The sequence below is a fragment of the Bradyrhizobium sp. 22 genome (genome assembly GCF_000482425.1).
Taxonomy (GTDB): Bacteria; Pseudomonadota; Alphaproteobacteria; order Rhizobiales; family Xanthobacteraceae; genus Bradyrhizobium; species Bradyrhizobium japonicum_B.
Genome location: NZ_KI519399.1, coordinates 15,448 through 32,157 on the forward strand (window position 1 = coordinate 15,448; position 16,710 = coordinate 32,157).

Below are 16,710 nucleotides of genomic sequence, written 5' to 3' on the forward strand. Positions count from 1 at the left end.
GGAGGACCGAAAATGTACCAGACCACTTATCATCGCGCCTCCTCGGTCGACGAGGCCGTCAGCCTGTTCGGCAAGAGCAGCGAAGCGAAGTTCCTGGCCGGCGGCCAGACGCTGCTGCCCGTGATGAAGCAGCGCCTCGCAAGCCCCTCCGACGTCATAGACCTCGGCAAGATCAAGGAGCTGCAGGGCGTCGAATTGTCGGGCGACACGCTGACCATCAAGGCCGCCACGACCTATTACGACATCATGACGAATGCCGACGTGAAGAAGGCTATCCCTGCGATCGCCCATCTCACCTCGGTGCTGGGCGACCCTGCCGTACGCTATCGCGGCACGATCGGCGGCTCGATTGCCAACAACGATCCCGCCGCGGACTTCCCGGCCGCGCTGCTCGCGCTCGGTGCCACCGTCAAGACCAACAAGCGGTCGATCGCGGCGGACGACTTCTTCAAGGGCCTGTTCACCACGGCCCTGGAGGACGGCGAGCTCATCACCGCCGTGTCGTTCCCGGTGCCGGCGAAGGCAGGCTACGAGAAGATGCGCCATCCGGCCTCGCGCTTCGCGCTGACCGGGGTGTTCGTCGCCCAGACCAAGGCGGGCGAGGTTCGCGTCGCCGCGACCGGCGCCTCGCAGAGCGGCGTGATGCGGGTCCCCGCCATCGAAGCCGCCCTGAAGGCGAACTGGTCGCCATCGGCGATCGACGGCGTCAGCATCTCGGCGAACGGATTGCTGGCCGATATCCACGGCTCGGCGGATTATCGCGCCAATCTCATCAAGGTGATGGCGCAACGCGCGGTGGCCGCGGCGCGCTGACAGCGTCTCGACGCAAATTTTCCGCGGCGCGCACTTCGGTGCGCGCCGCTTTATTTTGGCCATGCGGCATGAAAACCGCTTGCCTCGCTGGCGCGAAGGCGAGAAAAGTTAATCGGCCGATTAACTCGCTCAACAGAAGAAACGTCAGAGGCGATTGCCGCATCAGGCGCATGCGCCCGCGACCCGAGGAAACAACAACGTGCTCGACAAACCAGCCCCCACCTCGTCCGTCCGCAACTCCGGCCCGCTCTCGGGCTTCCGCATCGTCGAATTCGCCGGCATCGGGCCCGGCCCGTTCGCCTGCATGATGCTGGCGGACATGGGCGCCGATGTCGTCACGCTCGACCGCGTCGGTGCGAAGAAAAACATGAAGTCGGTCGCGGGTCGCGGTCGCAAGGTGATCGAGCTCGACCTCAAGGACAAGGCGGCGATCGCGCAAGTGCTGGATCTGCTCGCGAGCGCCGATGCGCTGGTCGAGGGTTTTCGGCCCGGCGTGATGGAGCGGCTCGGCCTCGGCCCGGACGTCGTGCTCGCGCGCAACCCCAAGCTGGTCTATGGCCGCATGACCGGCTGGGGCCAGGACGGCCCGCTCGCCAACGCCGCCGGCCACGACATCAATTACATCTCGATCACCGGCGCGCTCGCCGCCATCGGCACGAAGGAAGCGCCGGTGCCGCCGCTCAACCTGGTCGGCGATTTCGGCGGCGGCGCGCTCTATCTCGTCGTCGGCGTGCTCGCAGCGCTGCTGGACGCGCAGAGATCAGGCAAGGGCCAGGTCGTCGACGCCGCGATGTGCGACGGCGCGGCCTCGCTGATGTCGTTCTTCTTCGACATGGCCAATATGGGGCGCTGGACCGAGGGGCGCGACCAGAACTTCCTCGACGGCGGCGCGCATTTCTACGGCGTCTACGAATGCGCCTGCGGTCATTTCATCTCGATCGGCTCGATCGAGCCGCAATTCTACGCGCTGCTGCGCCAGCACGCCGGCCTGACCGATGCCGATTTCGACGCGCAGATGAACCCCAAGGCGTGGCCGGCGCTGAAGGAGAAGCTCAAGACGGTGTTCAAGAGCAAGACGCGCGAGGATTGGTGCAAGATCATGGAAGGCACCGACATCTGCTTCGCGCCGGTGCTGACCATGTCGGAGTCGACAAGGCATCCGCACATGGTCGCCCGCAACGTGTTCATCGAGCGCCACGGCGTGAAGCAGCCCGGTCCCGCGCCGCGCTTCTCGCGCACGCCCTCGGCGGTGCGTGAGCCGGAGTCGGCGGAGATCGCCGCGGTGACGACGGCCTGGAAGACGGGACGCTCCTGAGGGCCCGGCGGAAATCGAGGGAACTACGTCATTCGCGATCCGCGCGCGATCTGCGATGATCGTGGTCGATCCCGGAGATTTGTCATGGCCCTCCAGCTTCGGCCGAACTGCGAATATTGCGACCGCGACCTGCCGCCAAACGCAACGGACGCGCGGATCTGCTCCTACGAATGCACGTTCTGCGCGGACTGCGTCGAGACGAAACTCTTCAACGTCTGCCCGAACTGCGGCGGCGGCTTTGCGCCGCGCCCGATCCGGCCCGCGCAGGAATGGCGGCCGGGGGTCTGCATCGCGAAGCAGGCGCCATCCGACAAGCGGGTGCACCTGAAATACAGCGTCGAGGACGTCGCCGCGCATTGCGCACGGATCCGCGACGTGCCGCCGGAGAGGCGGTAGGCTCTCTCCACGTCATTGCGAGGAGCCCTTGCGACGAAGCAATCCAGGATCCCTCCGCGGAAACATTCTGGATTGCTTCGCTTCGCTCGCAATGACAGCGTTTGCAGTAGCGACTCCGGCTACTCCGCCGGCAGAATCGTCCCCTCGACCTCGCCGAAGCCGACGCGGTAGCCGTTGCCCTGGCACCAGCCGCGCATGATGAGGCTGTCGCCGTCTTCCAGGAACGAGCGCCTGGCGCCGCCGGGCAGCTCGACCGGCTCGGTGCCGTTCCAGCTGATCTCGAGCAGGCTGCCGCGCTGGTTCTTCTCGGGACCGGAGATGGTGCCGCTGCCTAAGAGATCGCCGACATTCATAGCGCAGCCCGAGGAGGCATGGTGCATCAGCTGCTGCACCGAGGACCAGTACATGTACTTGAAATTGGTGCGGCTGATGCTCGCGGGCGCGTTGGCGCCGGCGGCGCGCAAGGCGACGTCGAGCTCGACATCGTAATTCTGCGGCTTGCTCTGCTTGAGATAATCGAGCGGCACCGGCTCCTGCTCCGGTCCCTTCAGCCGGAACGGCTCCAGCGCCTCGCGCGTCACCACCCAGGGGCTGATCGAGGTCGCGAACGCCTTGGCTAAGAACGGCCCGAGCGGCACATATTCCCATTGCTGGATGTCGCGCGCGCTCCAGTCGTTGAGCAGCACGAAGCCGAAGATCATCTCCTCCGCCTGTTGCTCGTTGAGCATGCCGCCCATCGGCGAGGGCTGGCCGATCACGACCCCCATCTCCAGCTCGAAGTCGAGCCGCTTGCAGGGCGCAAAGCTCGGCACCTCGACATTCGGCGGCTTCAGTTGCCCGCGAGGCCGCTTCACCTTGGTGCCGGAGACCACGACAGTGGAGGCGCGGCCGTTATAGGCGATCGGCATATGCAGCCAGTTCGGCTGCAGCGCATTGTCCTTGCCGCGGAACATCACGCCGACATTGGTGGCGTGTTCCTTCGAGGAATAGAAATCGGTGTAACCGGAGACCGCGAAGGGCATGTGCAGCCTGGCATCGCGCATCGGCACCAGCGCCTGCCGGCGCAGCTCCTCGTTGTCGCGCAGCTCCGGATGATCGTGGCGCAACAGCTCGCTGATCCGTGCCCGTGTCTTGGCCCAGACCTTCGGCCCCAGCGCCATGAAGGGGTTGAGCGACGCCCCGGAGAACACGCCGAGCGGACCGACATCGAGGCGGGAATCCTGCTCGAGCACCCAGAGATCGAGCACGTAATCGCCGATCGCGACGCCGACGCGCGCGGTCGGATTGGCCGCGGTCGAGAACACGCCGTAGGGCAGGTTCTGGATCGGGAAGTCGGAAGAAGGATCGACGTCGATGAAGGAGCGCAGGCTGGGGTCGTTGGGGTGGGGCACGCGAATTCTCCAATCGGAAAATCGTCATGCCCGGGCTTGACCCGGGCATCCATCATTTCAAAGAGGGATGGATCGCCGGGTCAAGCCCGGCGATGACGGACAGCAAAACTTACGGCTTGCTCGGATCGAACTTCTTCTCCAGGCCCTTCCAGCAATCCGCATAATCGTCCTGCAGCGTGGCGGCGTTGGCCGCGTGCGCGGTGACGCGCTGCGGGTAGCGGGTCTCGAACATGAAGGCCATGGTGCCGGTCAGCTTCACCGGCTTCAATTCGCCGTTGCTGGCGTGCTCGAAGGCGTCGCGGTCGGGGCCGTGCGGCAGCATGCAATTGTGCAGGCTCATGCCGCCGGGGACGAAGCCTTGCGGCTTGGCGTCGTAGACGCCGTAGATCAAGCCCATGAACTCGCTCATGATGTTCATGTGGTACCAGGGCGGACGGAAGGTGTTGTCGGCCACCATCCAGCGCTCGGGGAAGATGACGAAGTCGATATTCGCCGTGCCCGCCGTCTCCGACGGCGAGGTCAGCACCGTGAAGATCGAGGGATCGGGATGATCGAACCCGATCGCGCCGACCGGCGAGAAGGTACGCAGGTCATATTTGTAGGGCGCGTAATTGCCGTGCCAGGCGACGACGTCGATCGGCGAGTGCGGCAATTTCGTCCTGAACAGCGAACCGCCCCATTTCACGTAGAGCTCGGTCGGCGTATCCTTGTCCTCGTAATGCGCGACCGGCGTGAGGAAGTCGCGCGCATTGGCCAGGCAATTGGCGCCGATCGGCCCGCGCTCCGGCAGCGTGAACGCTCCGCCGTAATTCTCGCAGAGATAGCCGCGCGCCGGACCGTTCGGAATCTCGACACGGAACTTGACGCCGCGCGGGATCACCACGATCTCGCCGGGCTCGGCCTCGATGCGGCCGAACTCGGTGACGAGCCGAAGATTGCCCTGCTGCAGCACGAACATCAGCTCGCCATCGGCATTGTAGAAATGCTGATCCACCATCGACTTGGTGATGAGGTAGACATGCGCGGCCATGCCGGCCTGGGTGTTGACGTCACCCGCCGTCGTCATGGTCTGCACGCCCTGCAGGAAGGTGACGTCCTCCTTCGGCAGCGGCGTCGGATCCCAGCGCAGCTGCGCGATCGGCAGATCGTATTCGTGGCACGGCGCCGAGCGCCACAGCCCGGCATCGACCTTCTCGAAGCGGCCGGAATGCTTCACCGAGGGGCGGATGCGGTAGAGCCAGGAGCGCTCGTTGCTGCCGCGCGGCGCGGTGAAGGGCGAGCCCGACAATTGCTCGGCATAGAGCCCGTAGGCGCAGCGCTGCGGCGAGTTGCGTCCGATCGGCAGCGCGCCCGGCAGCGCCTCGGTCTCAAAACTGTTGCCGAATCCGGACATGTAGCCCGGCGTCACCTGCGCCGAGCTGCGGATGATCTGATCGGGCGAGGTGTTGATGTTCATGACTATCCTCCTCCTTGCAGGGCGGCCCACATCTCCTGGTCGCGCTTGTCGGTCCAGATCACGGGATCGTCGATCCCCGACGCCTCGTCATAGGCGCGCGAGACGTTGAACGGCAGGCAGTGCTCGTAGATGGCGAAGCTGGAGAACTTCGGATCCATCACCTCGCGGGTCGCGGCCATCGATTCCTTCAAGCTGCGGCCCCTGGCGACGGAGATCTCGGCGGCGCCATAGAGCGAGGTGACGAAATCGCGCGTCATCGCGATGGCCTCGCGCACCGTGGCGGTGCCCTTCAGCGCGTCGCCGCGGCCCGGCGCGATGGCCTTGGGATTGAAGTTGCGGATCTCGTTCAGCGTCATCGGCCATTCGCGCAAATGCGCATCGCCGCAATAGCAGGCCGAGTGATATTCGATCAGGTCGCCGGAGAACATGACCTCGGCATCCGGCACCCAGGCGACGATGTCGCCGGAGGTGTGGCCGGCGCCGAGCTGCATCAGCCGCACCTCGCGCTTGCCGAGATAGATCGTCAGCTCGCCTTCGAAGGTGAGCGTCGGCCAGGTCAGGCCGGGAATGCTCTGCGCGTCCTGGAACAGGCGCGGGAAGCGGCCGTATTCGGAATCCCAGTCCTGCTTGCCGCGCTCGGCGATCAGCCGATACGTCTCCTGCGAGGCGACGATGCCCTGCGCCTTGTAGGCGGAGGCCCCCAGCACCCGCACGGCGTGATAATGCGACAGCACGACATATTTGATCGGCTTGTCGGTCACGGCGCGGACGCGCTCGATCACCTTGTTGGCCATCGCAGGTGTTGCCTGCGCGTCGAACACCAGGCAGCCGTCGTCGCCGACGATCACGGCGGTGTTCGGGTCGCCCTCGGCGGTGAAGGCATAGAGATCGGTGCCGATCTCGGAGAAGGTGATCTTCTTCTCGGCGAGATCGCCGGTGGATGCGAAGTTCTTCGCCATCAATTCGTCCTTTGAGCTTTGCTTTGAGTTATCGGGGTCATTGCTGCTGTTGTTGCTGCTGCTGGCCGTCGATCATGCGGCGCTTGGCGAGCCCGATCGCCTCGCGCAGCACGTCGATGTCGCCGATATGATTGGCGAGGATCAGCACCAGCGCCGCGTCGAGATCGGCGCTCTGCTCCTCGGTGAGCCCGCGATGCGCTTCGACGACGGCGCGAAAGGCATCGTCAGGCCGCGCGAAATTGGAGTCGGTGGAGAGCGGCATGCAAACCTCGATTCAAGCCGTCAATTCAAACCTTGGGCGCGCGACAGCGCCGCAGCCACGGCCTCGCGTGTCGGATGACGGAAGCGCGCCGTGACGTAGCCGTCCGGCCTGAGCAGATAGGCCGTGCCGGGCCCGGCATCATAGCGCTTGGCGACGAGGCCGGCGGGATCGGCAAGCCCGCTCTCGCCGCCGATCCGGATCGCCTTGACGCCGGCGGGCGGATCGATCGCGGCACCATTGCTGAACGACAGCAGGGTGAAGTCCGTTCCGCCTTTGCGGAATGCATCCGTCAGGTACGCCTGTTCGGCGATCGGCGCATCGAGCATGGAGCAGCCGGGAGGCGGCCCGCCGTGCCAGGCATCGGCATCCGGCGACGACAACGGGGAATCGTAGCTGCACGGCACCGACAGCCGGCCGCCATTGACCATGCGCTTGCCGAACTCGGTCTCCTTGGCGAGCGACAGCACCGCTTTGCGCAGCCGCGCTTCCTGATGCGAGTTCGGCGCCATGAAATCGGTCGAGCGGGTGGATTGGCGGATGTTCTCGTCGGCCGCCAGGCTGCGCTCGGCATGATAGCTTTCGAGCAGGCTCGCCGGCGACGTGCCGCGCAGCACACGGTCGAGCTTCCACGACAGATTTTCCGCGTCCTCGAGCCCGGAATTGGCGCCGCGCGCACCGAACGGCGAGACCTGGTGCGCGGAATCGCCCGCGAAGATCACCCGGCCGTGGATGAAGCGGTCCATCCGCCGGCATTGGAATTTGTAGAGCGAGATCCACTCGAACTCGAACTTGTCGTGGCCCAGCATGCGCGCGATCCGCGGCCGCACGTTCTCGGGCTTCTTCTCGACCACGGGGTCGGCATAGCGATTGAGCTGAAGATCGATGCGCCAGACGTCGTCGGGCTGCTTGTGCAGCAGCGCGGAGCGGCCGGCATGGAACGGCGGATCGAACCAGAACCAGCGCTCGGTCGGGAATTCCGCGGTCATCTTGACGTCGGCGATCAGGAACTGGTCCTCGAACACCTGCCCCGCGAACTCGGCGCCGACCATCTGCCGCAGCGAGGACCGCGCGCCGTCGCAGGCGATCACATACAACGCATGCAGGCGATAGGCGCCCTCCGGCGTCTCGATCGTCAGCGCCACGCCATCATTACGCTGCTCCAGCGCCGTCACCTTGTTGCGCCAGCGCAGGTCGATCTCCGGAAGCTCGCTGACGCGATCGACCAGATAGGCCTCGGCGTAATATTGCTGCAGGTTGATGAAGGCCGGCCGCTTGTGGCCGTCTTCAGGCAGGAGATTGAACTGGTAGAGCTGGGACTCTCCGTGAAAGATCCGGCCGACGCTCCACACCACGCCCTTGGCAACCATGCGGTCGCCGACGCCGAGCCGGTCCCAATATTCCAGCGACCGCTTCGAGAAGCAGATCGCGCGCGAGCCTTCGCCGATGCGGTCGGCGTCATCCAGCAGGACGACGCGCTGGCCGCGCTGGGCCAGATCGATCGCAAGCGACAGCCCGACCGGGCCAGCGCCGACAACCACGACCGGATGCTCGGCCGGGCTTTGGCTGGCGCGGTCCTGATCGGGATGGCGGCGATAGCCGAACTGGGCTTTCGCCTGCTGCGCCTTGACCTCAAGTGTCCTGGCCTGCGCCATACACGAACCTCGGCTCTGGTCAGAAGGGGACCAATCTGCTAGATAGTCTCACGTGCAACTATTTTGGACCGGAGCCGGCCGGCCGTCAACTGGAATTCGGAGCACTCTCTTGGCGAGGACATCCAGCGACACCGCACTGAAGGCGCGCGAGCCCGATCAGGCCTCAGTGCAGCGCGAGGCGCGGCTCGACCTGTTCAAGTTCGTGCCGTTCCGGCTCAACCGGCTCGCGGCCGAGGTCAGTGCCGCGCTCTCGGTCGAGTATCAGGAACGCCACGGTCTCGACATCCCGGCCTGGCGCGTGATCGCCACGCTCGGGTTCCGCGTTGATGCCTGCAGCGCGCAGTTCATTGCGCAATGCACCCGCACGCACAAATCCACCATCAGCCGCGCGGTGACCACGCTGCTCCACCAGGAGCTGATCGAGCGGGTCGAGAACCAAGCCGACCGCCGCGAATTCCGTCTGCGACTGACGGCGAAGGGCCGCTCCCTCTACGAGCAGCTGTTCCCGCAATTGCTGCGGCGTGAAGACGAGATCCTCGCCTGCCTCTCCGCGCAGGAGCGCAAGCAGCTGTCCGTGCTGCTCGGCAAGATCGAGCAGAGCCTCGATCTGATCCAGACCAGCGAAGAGGCGGATGCGAAGCAGGCGTATTAGCCCTCGCTGTCATTTCGCGAACGATCTTGTCGGCGGCAGGTGCAGCGCGAAGGCGTCGACCTTGTCGCTGGCGCGCGGATAGATTTCCGTCACGATCGGATCGTGGCCTGGAATGAACCGATCAGGATGGCCGGCAAGGCGCTCGATCGTCTCCCAGCCCACCGCCATGTCGCCGACGTTGTAGACGATCGGGAACGGGCTCCTGCGCTGCAGATTGGCGTAGTAATGCGCGGCATCGGATGCCAGCACCACCGGCCCGCGCGCGGTTTCGACCTTGACCACCTGCAAGCCGTCGGAATGGCCGCCGACACGATGCACAGTGACGCCGGGCGCGACCTCGCCGTCGCCGGAATAGAAGGTGACGCGCTCGCCATAGACGTGGCGCACCATCTGCGTGACGTGCTCGACCGAGAACGGATGACGCAGCAGGCCGTTGCACATACAGCGGCCGGTCGCGTAGGCCATCTCGCGCTCCTGCAGATGGAAGCGTGCCTTCGGGAAACGGTCGAGATTGCCGGCATGGTCGTAATGCAGATGCGTCACGATGACGTCGCCAATGCTTGATGCCGCAACGCCGAAGCGCTCCAGCGCATCGACCGGGTTGAGCGTCAGCTTGCGCGCCCGCGCGCTCGCCTCCTCGGCATTGAAGCCGGTGTCGACCAGGATGTCGCGGCCGCCGCCGCGGATCAACCAGACGAAATAGTCGAGATCCTGCGCCGCGCTGTCATGCGGATCGGGCGCCAGGAAGTTCATGCTGGGGGTGCGCGGCGACATCGTCGCGTAGCGCAGGGCGTAGATCTCGTAAGCGTTTCCCATGGTTCTTGCTTTTCTGAGTGGGTCTTAGGGGACGATCCAGCGCAGCAAGCCATTGTCCGCAGCAAAGGTCAAACCGCGCGCGGCGCGACCGAGGCGGGCCTTCAATGTGAGACCCATCACGTTTTCGGCGGCGGGCTTGCCCTACCATGCTGCCGATAGGATCTGAGCCCGATCACGACGAGGACAGCCATGACACCCGATTTATTCCCCTTGCGGCATACCCAGGCGTTGCGGTCAATCGTCGCGATAACGCCGAATCTCCAAGCGGTTGACGCCCCCCGCCCCCGGTTTGATAATGAATGAAGCGTAAGTTAAGGTCGCCGCGGCGCAAGCTGGTAACGGCGCCTTTTTGGCTGGACCGCGCTGATTATGAAAATTCGCTTCTTTTTTCTTCTGCCCTTGCTCATCTCGCTCGTCCCGACTGCGCCCTCGCTTGCGGCCGGTGAGCGTTTTGCGCTGGTCATCGGCAATGCCAAATATCCGGACGCGGATGCTCCGCTGAGGGAACCGATCAATGACGCGCGCAACGTCGCCGACGAGCTCAAGCGCGACGGCTTTACGGTCGATATCGGCGAGAATCTGACCGGCGACGGCATGCGCCGCGCCTTCGACAAGCTCTACAGCAAGATCAAGCCGGGATCGGTGGCGCTGGTGTTCTTCAGCGGCTTCGGCATCCAGTCGGCGCGCCAGAGCTACATGCTGCCGGTCGATGCGCAGATCTGGACGGAATCCGATGTGCGCCGCGACGGTTTCAGCCTCGAGACCGTCCTCGGCGAGCTCAATACCCGCGGCGCCGGCGTCAAGATCGCACTGATCGATGCCTCCAGGCGCAATCCGTTCGAACGTCGGTTCCGCAGCTTCTCGGCCGGCCTGACCCCGGTCATCGCGCCGAACGGCACGCTGGTGATGTATTCGGCGGCGCTGGCCTCGGTGGTCTCGGACGCCGGCGGCGATCACAGCCTGTTTGTCCAGGAGCTCCTGAAGGAAATCCGCGTCCCCGACCTGATGGCCGAAGAGACGCTGAACCGCACCAAGATGGGCGTCACAAGGGCTTCGCGCGGCGAGCAGGTGCCGTGGATATCCTCTTCATTGGCCGAAGATTTCTCGTTCAGCCCGGGAGCCGGCGGATCGCGTCCGACAGCTGGCGCGTCGCCCGCGCCGCCGCCGGTCGCCGTCAACAACCCGCCGCCGACGCCGCCCGTGCCGCCGACATCGCCTCCGCCGCCGAAACCGGCCGACATTGCCGCAGCACCCGCGCCTGCGTCTCCGCCTGCACCCGCACCCGCCCCGGCCCCCACGCCGAAGCCGCAGGTCGAGGCGGCCCTTCCCCCGCCGCCACCGCCACCGCCGGTGACGCCGATCGATCCCGCGCCGGCGCCGAGCGCGGGCAGCGGGCCGAGTGCCGCGGTCCTGGCCGACGATCCCACGATCAAGAGCCTGACCTCCAAGATTGCCGCCAATCCTGATGACGTGAACGCGCTGTACCGACGCGGCCAGGTCTACGCCAGCAAGGGCGCCTACAACCTCGCCATCAAGGATTTTGACGATACGCTTCGGATCAACTCGAAGGACGTCGAGGCGCTGAACAATCGTTGCTGGACCCGCACCGTGGTCGGCGACCTCCAGGGCGCCTTGAAGGATTGCAACGAGGCGCTGCGGCTGCGGCCGAATTTCGTCGATGCGCTGGACAGCCGGGGGCTCGTCAATCTCAAGTCGGGCGCGGTCAAGAACGCCATCGCCGATTTCGACGCAGCCCTGAAGATCAACCCGCGCCTGACCTCCTCGCTCTATGGACGCGGCCTCGCCAAGCAGCGCAACGGCTCCGCCCAGGAAGGGGCGCTCGATATCGCCAATGCCAAAGCGATGGATCCGAACATCGTTCAAGAATTCGCAAGTTACGGAGTGCGTTGATATTTTTTTGAATTGAGGCCGTCCAAGGCTCGAACCTTGGACAGCCCTGGAACGACTAATCTGGCGGATGCCGCAACACGCCTTTTCGGGCGCTTGTTGCCGGAATTTTCGAAGCACGCGAGCTGGCTGCGCAGGAGGGACTGGCTATGAGATCGGCTGCAAAAGGGCTTACCGCGATTCTGTCCATCATCACCGTCGGCGCCATGCTGTCATTGCCGACCTCTGCCGCCTATGCGGGCGATGATGGCAACAGCAAGAACGTCACCGAGGACGACATCGTCCGCGCGCTGGCACCGGCGCCGAAGAAGCCCCTGACCCGCGGCCTCTCGATCGCCCCGCCGGCCAATCCCGCGCCGAACGCGGCGGAGACCAAGCTGATCCAGTCGGTGCGCGGCCGCTCGACGCGTTCGTTGTCGTCGACCGAGCGCGAGGAGATCGCATCGGTCGCCAAGGACAAGCCGAACATCGATCTCGAAATCACGTTCGACTACAACTCCGCCAATATCAGCGCGAAGTCGATGCCTTCCGTGCAGGCGCTCGGTCGCGCGCTGACCAGTCCCGATCTGAAAGGCTCCACCTTCGTGGTTGCCGGTCATACCGACGCTGCCGGCGGCGAAGCCTACAATCAGGACCTGTCGGAGCGTCGCGCGGACGCGATCAAGCGCTACCTCGTCGACAAGTACAGCATCTCGGCGACCGATCTCGTCACCGTCGGCTACGGCAAGAGCAAGCTGAAGGATCCGGGCCAGCCGATGGCGGAAGTCAACCGTCGCGTGCAGGTCGTCAATATGGAAAACAAGACCACCGCATCGAAGTAAGCACGACGCAATCCTTTGAAGTGACCGGTCGTGATGTGGTGTAAAGTCTCGCTTCCAGAGCGCGTCCCGCAGCCTTGCGGGACGCCGCTTCGTTTCAGGGAAACGTTCTCGATGGGCCTCGCGCGGACGGCCGTGTGCCAGGCCAGGATGATCCGGCGATGAAGCTCTCCGAATACCTCAAGCCTGCCGGAACCGTGGTGTTCGTCGCGGCACTCGGCATCGGCTATTATCTGTTCGAGCATCGCAAGCGGCCCGAGCCGAAGGAGACGCAAAGCGAGGCGCTCGTCATCGTGACGAAGTCGACCAATGCCTGCTTCTCCGACCTGGTGCGTGTCACCGGCTTCTTCGTGCCGCGCCGCGAGGCCGTTGTGATCGCCGACCAGGAAGGCTCCAGGGTCACCGACCTCCTGGTCACCGAGGGCGCAATGGTCGCCGACAATCAGGAGCTGGCGCGCCTGACTGCGCCGCCGCAGATCCCGGGCCAGCCGCAGCGGCCGGGCCCGCAAGGTCCGATCTCGCTGAAGGCGCCGGCACCGGGCCTCATCACCGAGGTCCGCACCATCGTCGGCGCGCCGGCCTCGCCGCAGGCCGGTCCGATGTTCCGCATCGCCGTCAACAACGAGATCGAGCTCGATGCTCAGGTCCCGGCGGTGCACATGCCCAAGCTCAACGCCGGCGCCACCGTGCGCATCAGCCGCGACGACGCGCCCGATCTGATCGGCCGGGTCCGGCTGGTCGCGCCCGAGATCGACCGCGCCACGCAGCTCGGCCGCGTCCGCATCAGCGTCACCAACAATCCCTCGCTGAAGGTCGGCGTGTTCGCGCGCGCCTCGATCGATGCCAAGCGAAGCTGCGGCGTCTCGATTCCCAAGACCGCGATCGACCATCTCACCATTCAGGTCGTCAAGGGCGGCAACACCATCGAGACGCGCAAGGTACGGGTCGGGCTGTCGTCCGACAGTGCCACGGAAATCCTGGAAGGGCTCCAGGTCGGCGAGATCGTCGTCGCCGATGCCGGCTCTTCGCTCCATGACGGCGACCAGATCAAGACCATGTTCGCCGATGAACTCGATCGCACGCGGGTACGCTGATGGCTCTCAATATCTCGGCATGGTCGATCCGCAATCCGCTGCCGTCGGTCGTCTTCTCGATCATCCTGCTGATCCTCGGCTGGGTCTCCTTCACCAAGCTCGCAGTGACGCGGCTGCCGTCGGCCGACATTCCCGTGATCTCGGTCGTGGTCTCGCAGTTCGGCGCGGCACCCGCCGAGCTCGAATCCCAGGTCACCAAGACGGTCGAAGACGCCGTCTCCGGCGTCGAGGGCGTGCGGCACATCACCTCCTCGATCACCGACGGCGTGTCGGTCACCACGATTCAGTTCGCGCTGGAGACCAACACCGACCGCGCGCTCAACGACGTCAAGGACGCGGTGACGCGCGTGCGCTCCAACCTGCCGCAGAACGTCACGGAGCCGCTGATCCAGCGCGTCGACGTCATCGGCCTGCCGATCGTCACCTATGCCGCGATCTCGCCCGGCAAGACGCCCGAGCAGCTCTCCTATTTCGTCGACGACGTGGTCAAGCGGGCGCTGCAGGGCGTCCGCGGCGTCGCCCAGGTCGAACGCATCGGCGGCGTCGAGCGCGAGATCCTGGTCTCGCTCGACCCGGACCGCCTGCAGGCCATGGGCCTGACCGCCGTCAATGTCAGCCAGAGCCTGCGCGGCACCAATGTCGACGTCGCCGGCGGCCGCGCCGAGATCGGCAAGAACGACCAGGCGATCCGCACGCTCGCGGGCGCCAAGACGCTGGGTGACCTTGCCGGCACCATGATTCCGCTGTTCGGCGGCGGCGAGGTCCGGCTCGACGATCTCGGCACCGTCACCGACACCATCGCCGATCGCCGCACCTTCGCCCGCTTCAACGGCGAGCCGATCGTCGCGCTCGGCATCAAGCGTTCCAAGGGCGCCAGCGACGTGAAGGTGGCCGAGGCCGTTCAGAAGCGCATCGACGCGCTCAAGGCTGCCTATCCCGACGTCGACCTCAAGGTGATCGACACCTCGGTCGAGTACACCAACGGCAATTACCACGCGGCGATCTCGACCCTGTTCGAGGGCGCCATCCTCGCCGTCATCATCGTGCTGCTGTTCCTGCGCGACCTGCGCGCCACCATCATTGCCGCGATCTCGTTGCCGCTGTCGATCTTCCCGGCGTTCTGGGCGATGGATCTGCTCGGCTTCTCGCTCAACCTCGTCAGCTTCCTCGCCATCACGCTGTCGACCGGTATTCTGGTCGACGACGCCATCGTCGAGATCGAGAACATCGTTCGGCACATGAACATGGGCAAATCGCCCTATCGCGCCGCGCTCGAGGCCGCCGACGAGATCGGCCTCGCGGTGATCGCGATCTCGCTGACCATCATCGCGATCTTCGCGCCCGCAAGCTTCATGTCGGGCATCGCCGGACAGTTCTTCAAGCAGTTCGGCATCACCGTCTCGGTGCAGGTGTTCTTCTCGCTGCTCGCCGCGCGTTTCGTCACGCCGGTGCTGGCCGCCTATTTCCTCAAGCATGGCAAGCACGAGGAGCCGCCGCCGGGGCGCATCCTGCGCTCCTATCACCGGATCGTGGCTTGGTCGGTGAAGCACTATTTCATCACGGTGCTGATCGGCTTCGGCGTCTTCGCCGCCTCGATCTGGAGCATCACGCTGCTGCCACAGGGCTTCCTGCCGGCGCAGGACAGCGCCCGCTCGCTGCTGGCGCTCGAGCTGCCGCCGGGCACCCAGCTCGCCTACACCGAGAAGGTCACCGAGGACATCGTCGCGCGCCTGCGCAAGCGGCCCGAGGTCAAGAGCATCTTCGTCGACGGCGGGCGCGTTCCGCCGGGGACGCAGGAAGTGCGGCGCGCCGCCCTGATCATCAACTACACGCCCAAGGGCAGCCGCGACATCACCCAGCGCGAGCTCGAGTTCTCGATCAGCCAGGAGCTGGAGAACGTTCCCGACATCCGCTTCTGGTTCCTGGACGAGAACGGCCTGCGCGCGATCTCGCTGGTGGTGACCGGTGTCGATCCCAACATCGTCAACAACGTCGCGAGCGAGCTCGCGACGCAGATGAAGCGCATTCCCACCATCGCCAATGTGATCTCGGAGACCTCGCTGGAGCGTCCCGAATTGCGCATCGAGCCGCGCGCCGATCTCGCCGCACGGCTCGGCGTGTCCACCGAAAGCCTGTCGCAGACCATCCGTGTGGCCACCATCGGCGACGTCGGCCCTGCGCTCGCCAAGTTCGACGTCGGCGATCGCCTGGTACCGATCCGGGTGCAGCTCGAGGATACCGCGCGCAGCAATCTGAAGACGCTCGAACAGTTGCGCGTGCCGCTCGGCGAGCGCGGCGAGAAGGGCGGCGTGCCGCTCGCGGTCATCGCCGACGTCAAGCTCGACCAGGGTCCGACCAGCATCAACCGCTACGACCGCGAGCGGCAGGCCACCGTCGCAGCCGACCTCGTCGGCTCCGCCGCGCTCGGCGATGCCACCAAGAAGATCTACGAGCTGCCGGTCATGAAGACCCTGCCGAAGGGCGTGAAGGTCTCCCCTTCCGGCGACGCGGAGAGCTTGAACGAATTGTCCGAGGGCTTCGCCACCGCGATCACGGCCGGCCTGATGATGGTCTATGCCGTGCTGGTGCTGCTGTTCGGCACCTTCCTGCAGCCGATCACCATCCTGTTCTCGCTGCCGCTCTCGATCGGCGGCGCCATCGCGGCCCTGCTCCTCACCGGCAAGCAGCTCACCACGCCGGTGTGGATTGGCATCCTGATGCTGATGGGCATCGTCACCAAGAACGCGATCATGCTGGTCGAGTTCGCGATCGAGGCCATTCACGCCGGCAAGCCGCGCGAGGAGGCCATGATCGACGCCGGCATGAAACGCGCCCGGCCGATCGTGATGACCACGATCGCGATGGCCGCAGGCATGATGCCGAGCGCGCTCGCGGTCGGTGCCGGCGGCGAGTTCCGCTCGCCGATGGCGCTCGCGGTGATCGGCGGCCTGATCTTCTCGACCATCCTGTCGCTGGTGTTCGTGCCCGCGATGTTCATGGTGATGGACGATTTCGGCGCCCTGATCTGGCGCTTCGCCAAAAGGCTGATCGTGCATAGCGAGGACGCCGAGACGGGCCATCACGGAGCCGCAGCCGCGGAAGCGGGGCCAGCGCCCAAGAACATCGTGCACCCCGCGGCGGAATAGAGCCTCGAAAGGCGGCGGTCCTGCACTGGTGA

The 16,710-nt window shown here is 65.4% G+C and carries 14 protein-coding genes; 8 read left to right on the plus strand and 6 right to left on the minus strand.

All coding sequences use genetic code 11. The annotated features are described in order from the left end of the window. Positions 1-12: 12 nt before the first annotated feature. From K410_RS0101350 to K410_RS0101360, 3 genes are all read left to right on the plus strand, one after another. Positions 13-813, plus strand: coding sequence for an FAD binding domain-containing protein (locus K410_RS0101350; protein WP_028133166.1), 801 nt, complete (start codon positions 13-15; stop codon positions 811-813). Between the two features lie 199 nt (positions 814-1,012). Then, on the plus strand, positions 1,013-2,128 hold the full coding sequence (locus K410_RS0101355) for a CaiB/BaiF CoA transferase family protein (RefSeq protein WP_028133167.1): 1,116 nt from the start codon (positions 1,013-1,015) through the stop codon (positions 2,126-2,128). Positions 2,129-2,212: 84 nt separating this feature from the next. Continuing rightward, the gene (locus tag K410_RS0101360) at positions 2,213-2,524 is read left to right on the plus strand and encodes a DUF1272 domain-containing protein (RefSeq protein WP_028133168.1); all 312 of its coding nucleotides are present in this window, start codon (positions 2,213-2,215) and stop codon (positions 2,522-2,524) included. Positions 2,525-2,643: 119 nt separating this feature from the next. Here K410_RS0101360 and fahA read toward each other — a convergent pair whose 3' ends face one another. The 5 genes from fahA to K410_RS0101385 all read right to left on the minus strand — a co-directional run bounded on the left by fahA (position 2,644) and on the right by K410_RS0101385 (position 8,244). Next, on the minus strand, positions 2,644-3,915 hold the full coding sequence (gene fahA / locus K410_RS0101365) for a fumarylacetoacetase (protein ID WP_028133169.1): 1,272 nt from the start codon (positions 3,913-3,915) through the stop codon (positions 2,644-2,646). A 109-nt stretch (positions 3,916-4,024) separates the two neighbouring features. Beyond that, positions 4,025-5,371 (minus strand): homogentisate 1,2-dioxygenase, encoded by a 1,347-nt coding sequence (hmgA, locus tag K410_RS0101370; RefSeq protein ID WP_028133170.1) that lies wholly within the window; start codon positions 5,369-5,371, stop codon positions 4,025-4,027. Positions 5,372-5,373: 2 nt separating this feature from the next. Further along, entirely contained in the window at positions 5,374-6,330 is a 957-nt protein-coding gene (locus tag K410_RS0101375) for an MBL fold metallo-hydrolase (protein ID WP_028133171.1), read from the minus strand. Between the two features lie 37 nt (positions 6,331-6,367). Next, positions 6,368-6,592 carry a DUF2783 domain-containing protein gene (locus K410_RS0101380; protein ID WP_028133172.1) on the minus strand — a complete coding sequence of 75 codons (225 nt, stop codon included), beginning with the start codon at positions 6,590-6,592 and terminating at the stop codon, positions 6,368-6,370. A gap of 20 nt (positions 6,593-6,612) precedes the next feature. Further along, complete coding sequence (locus K410_RS0101385; protein ID WP_028133173.1) at positions 6,613-8,244, minus strand: FAD-dependent oxidoreductase; 1,632 nt, start codon at positions 8,242-8,244, stop codon at positions 6,613-6,615. Positions 8,245-8,353: 109 nt separating this feature from the next. Here K410_RS0101385 and K410_RS0101390 point away from each other — a divergent pair, with 109 nt between their 5' ends. Continuing rightward, entirely contained in the window at positions 8,354-8,896 is a 543-nt protein-coding gene (locus K410_RS0101390; protein WP_028133174.1) for a MarR family winged helix-turn-helix transcriptional regulator, read from the plus strand. A gap of 9 nt (positions 8,897-8,905) precedes the next feature. On the opposite strand, the gene K410_RS0101395 is transcribed toward K410_RS0101390, so the two are convergent. Next, positions 8,906-9,712, minus strand: coding sequence for an N-acyl homoserine lactonase family protein (locus K410_RS0101395; RefSeq protein ID WP_028133175.1), 807 nt, complete (start codon positions 9,710-9,712; stop codon positions 8,906-8,908). 369 nt (positions 9,713-10,081) lie between these two features. Here K410_RS0101395 and K410_RS0101405 point away from each other — a divergent pair, with 369 nt between their 5' ends. The 4 genes from K410_RS0101405 (at position 10,082) to K410_RS0101420 (ending at position 16,678) form a co-directional block, all read left to right on the plus strand. Next, positions 10,082-11,623 (plus strand): caspase family protein, encoded by a 1,542-nt coding sequence (locus tag K410_RS0101405; RefSeq protein ID WP_028133176.1) that lies wholly within the window; start codon positions 10,082-10,084, stop codon positions 11,621-11,623. 146 nt (positions 11,624-11,769) lie between these two features. Beyond that, the gene (locus K410_RS0101410) at positions 11,770-12,441 is read left to right on the plus strand and encodes an OmpA family protein (RefSeq protein WP_028133177.1); all 672 of its coding nucleotides are present in this window, start codon (positions 11,770-11,772) and stop codon (positions 12,439-12,441) included. 158 nt (positions 12,442-12,599) lie between these two features. Next, positions 12,600-13,532 (plus strand): RND family efflux transporter, encoded by a 933-nt coding sequence (locus K410_RS0101415; RefSeq protein WP_028133178.1) that lies wholly within the window; start codon positions 12,600-12,602, stop codon positions 13,530-13,532. Further along, the gene (locus K410_RS0101420) at positions 13,532-16,678 is read left to right on the plus strand and encodes an efflux RND transporter permease subunit (RefSeq protein WP_028133179.1); all 3,147 of its coding nucleotides are present in this window, start codon (positions 13,532-13,534) and stop codon (positions 16,676-16,678) included. The genes K410_RS0101415 and K410_RS0101420 overlap by 1 nt, the downstream gene beginning before the upstream one ends. The last annotated feature ends 32 nt before the right edge of the window (positions 16,679-16,710 follow it).

Bases quoted from the DNA above. Each gene is read 5' to 3' on its own strand.
- K410_RS0101350 (WP_028133166.1), top strand. From the start codon at position 13: ATGTACCAGACCACTTATCATCGCGCCTCCTCGGTCGACGAGGCCGTC.
- K410_RS0101360 (WP_028133168.1), top strand. From the start codon at position 2,213: ATGGCCCTCCAGCTTCGGCCGAACTGCGAATATTGCGACCGCGACCTG.
- hmgA (WP_028133170.1), bottom strand. From the start codon at position 5,371: ATGAACATCAACACCTCGCCCGATCAGATCATCCGCAGCTCGGCGCAG.
- K410_RS0101375 (WP_028133171.1), bottom strand. From the start codon at position 6,330: ATGGCGAAGAACTTCGCATCCACCGGCGATCTCGCCGAGAAGAAGATC.
- K410_RS0101380 (WP_028133172.1), bottom strand. From the start codon at position 6,592: ATGCCGCTCTCCACCGACTCCAATTTCGCGCGGCCTGACGATGCCTTT.
- K410_RS0101385 (WP_028133173.1), bottom strand. From the start codon at position 8,244: ATGGCGCAGGCCAGGACACTTGAGGTCAAGGCGCAGCAGGCGAAAGCC.
- K410_RS0101395 (WP_028133175.1), bottom strand. From the start codon at position 9,712: ATGGGAAACGCTTACGAGATCTACGCCCTGCGCTACGCGACGATGTCG.
- K410_RS0101405 (WP_028133176.1), top strand. From the start codon at position 10,082: ATGAAAATTCGCTTCTTTTTTCTTCTGCCCTTGCTCATCTCGCTCGTC.
- K410_RS0101410 (WP_028133177.1), top strand. From the start codon at position 11,770: ATGAGATCGGCTGCAAAAGGGCTTACCGCGATTCTGTCCATCATCACC.
- K410_RS0101415 (WP_028133178.1), top strand. From the start codon at position 12,600: ATGAAGCTCTCCGAATACCTCAAGCCTGCCGGAACCGTGGTGTTCGTC.
- K410_RS0101420 (WP_028133179.1), top strand. From the start codon at position 13,532: ATGGCTCTCAATATCTCGGCATGGTCGATCCGCAATCCGCTGCCGTCG.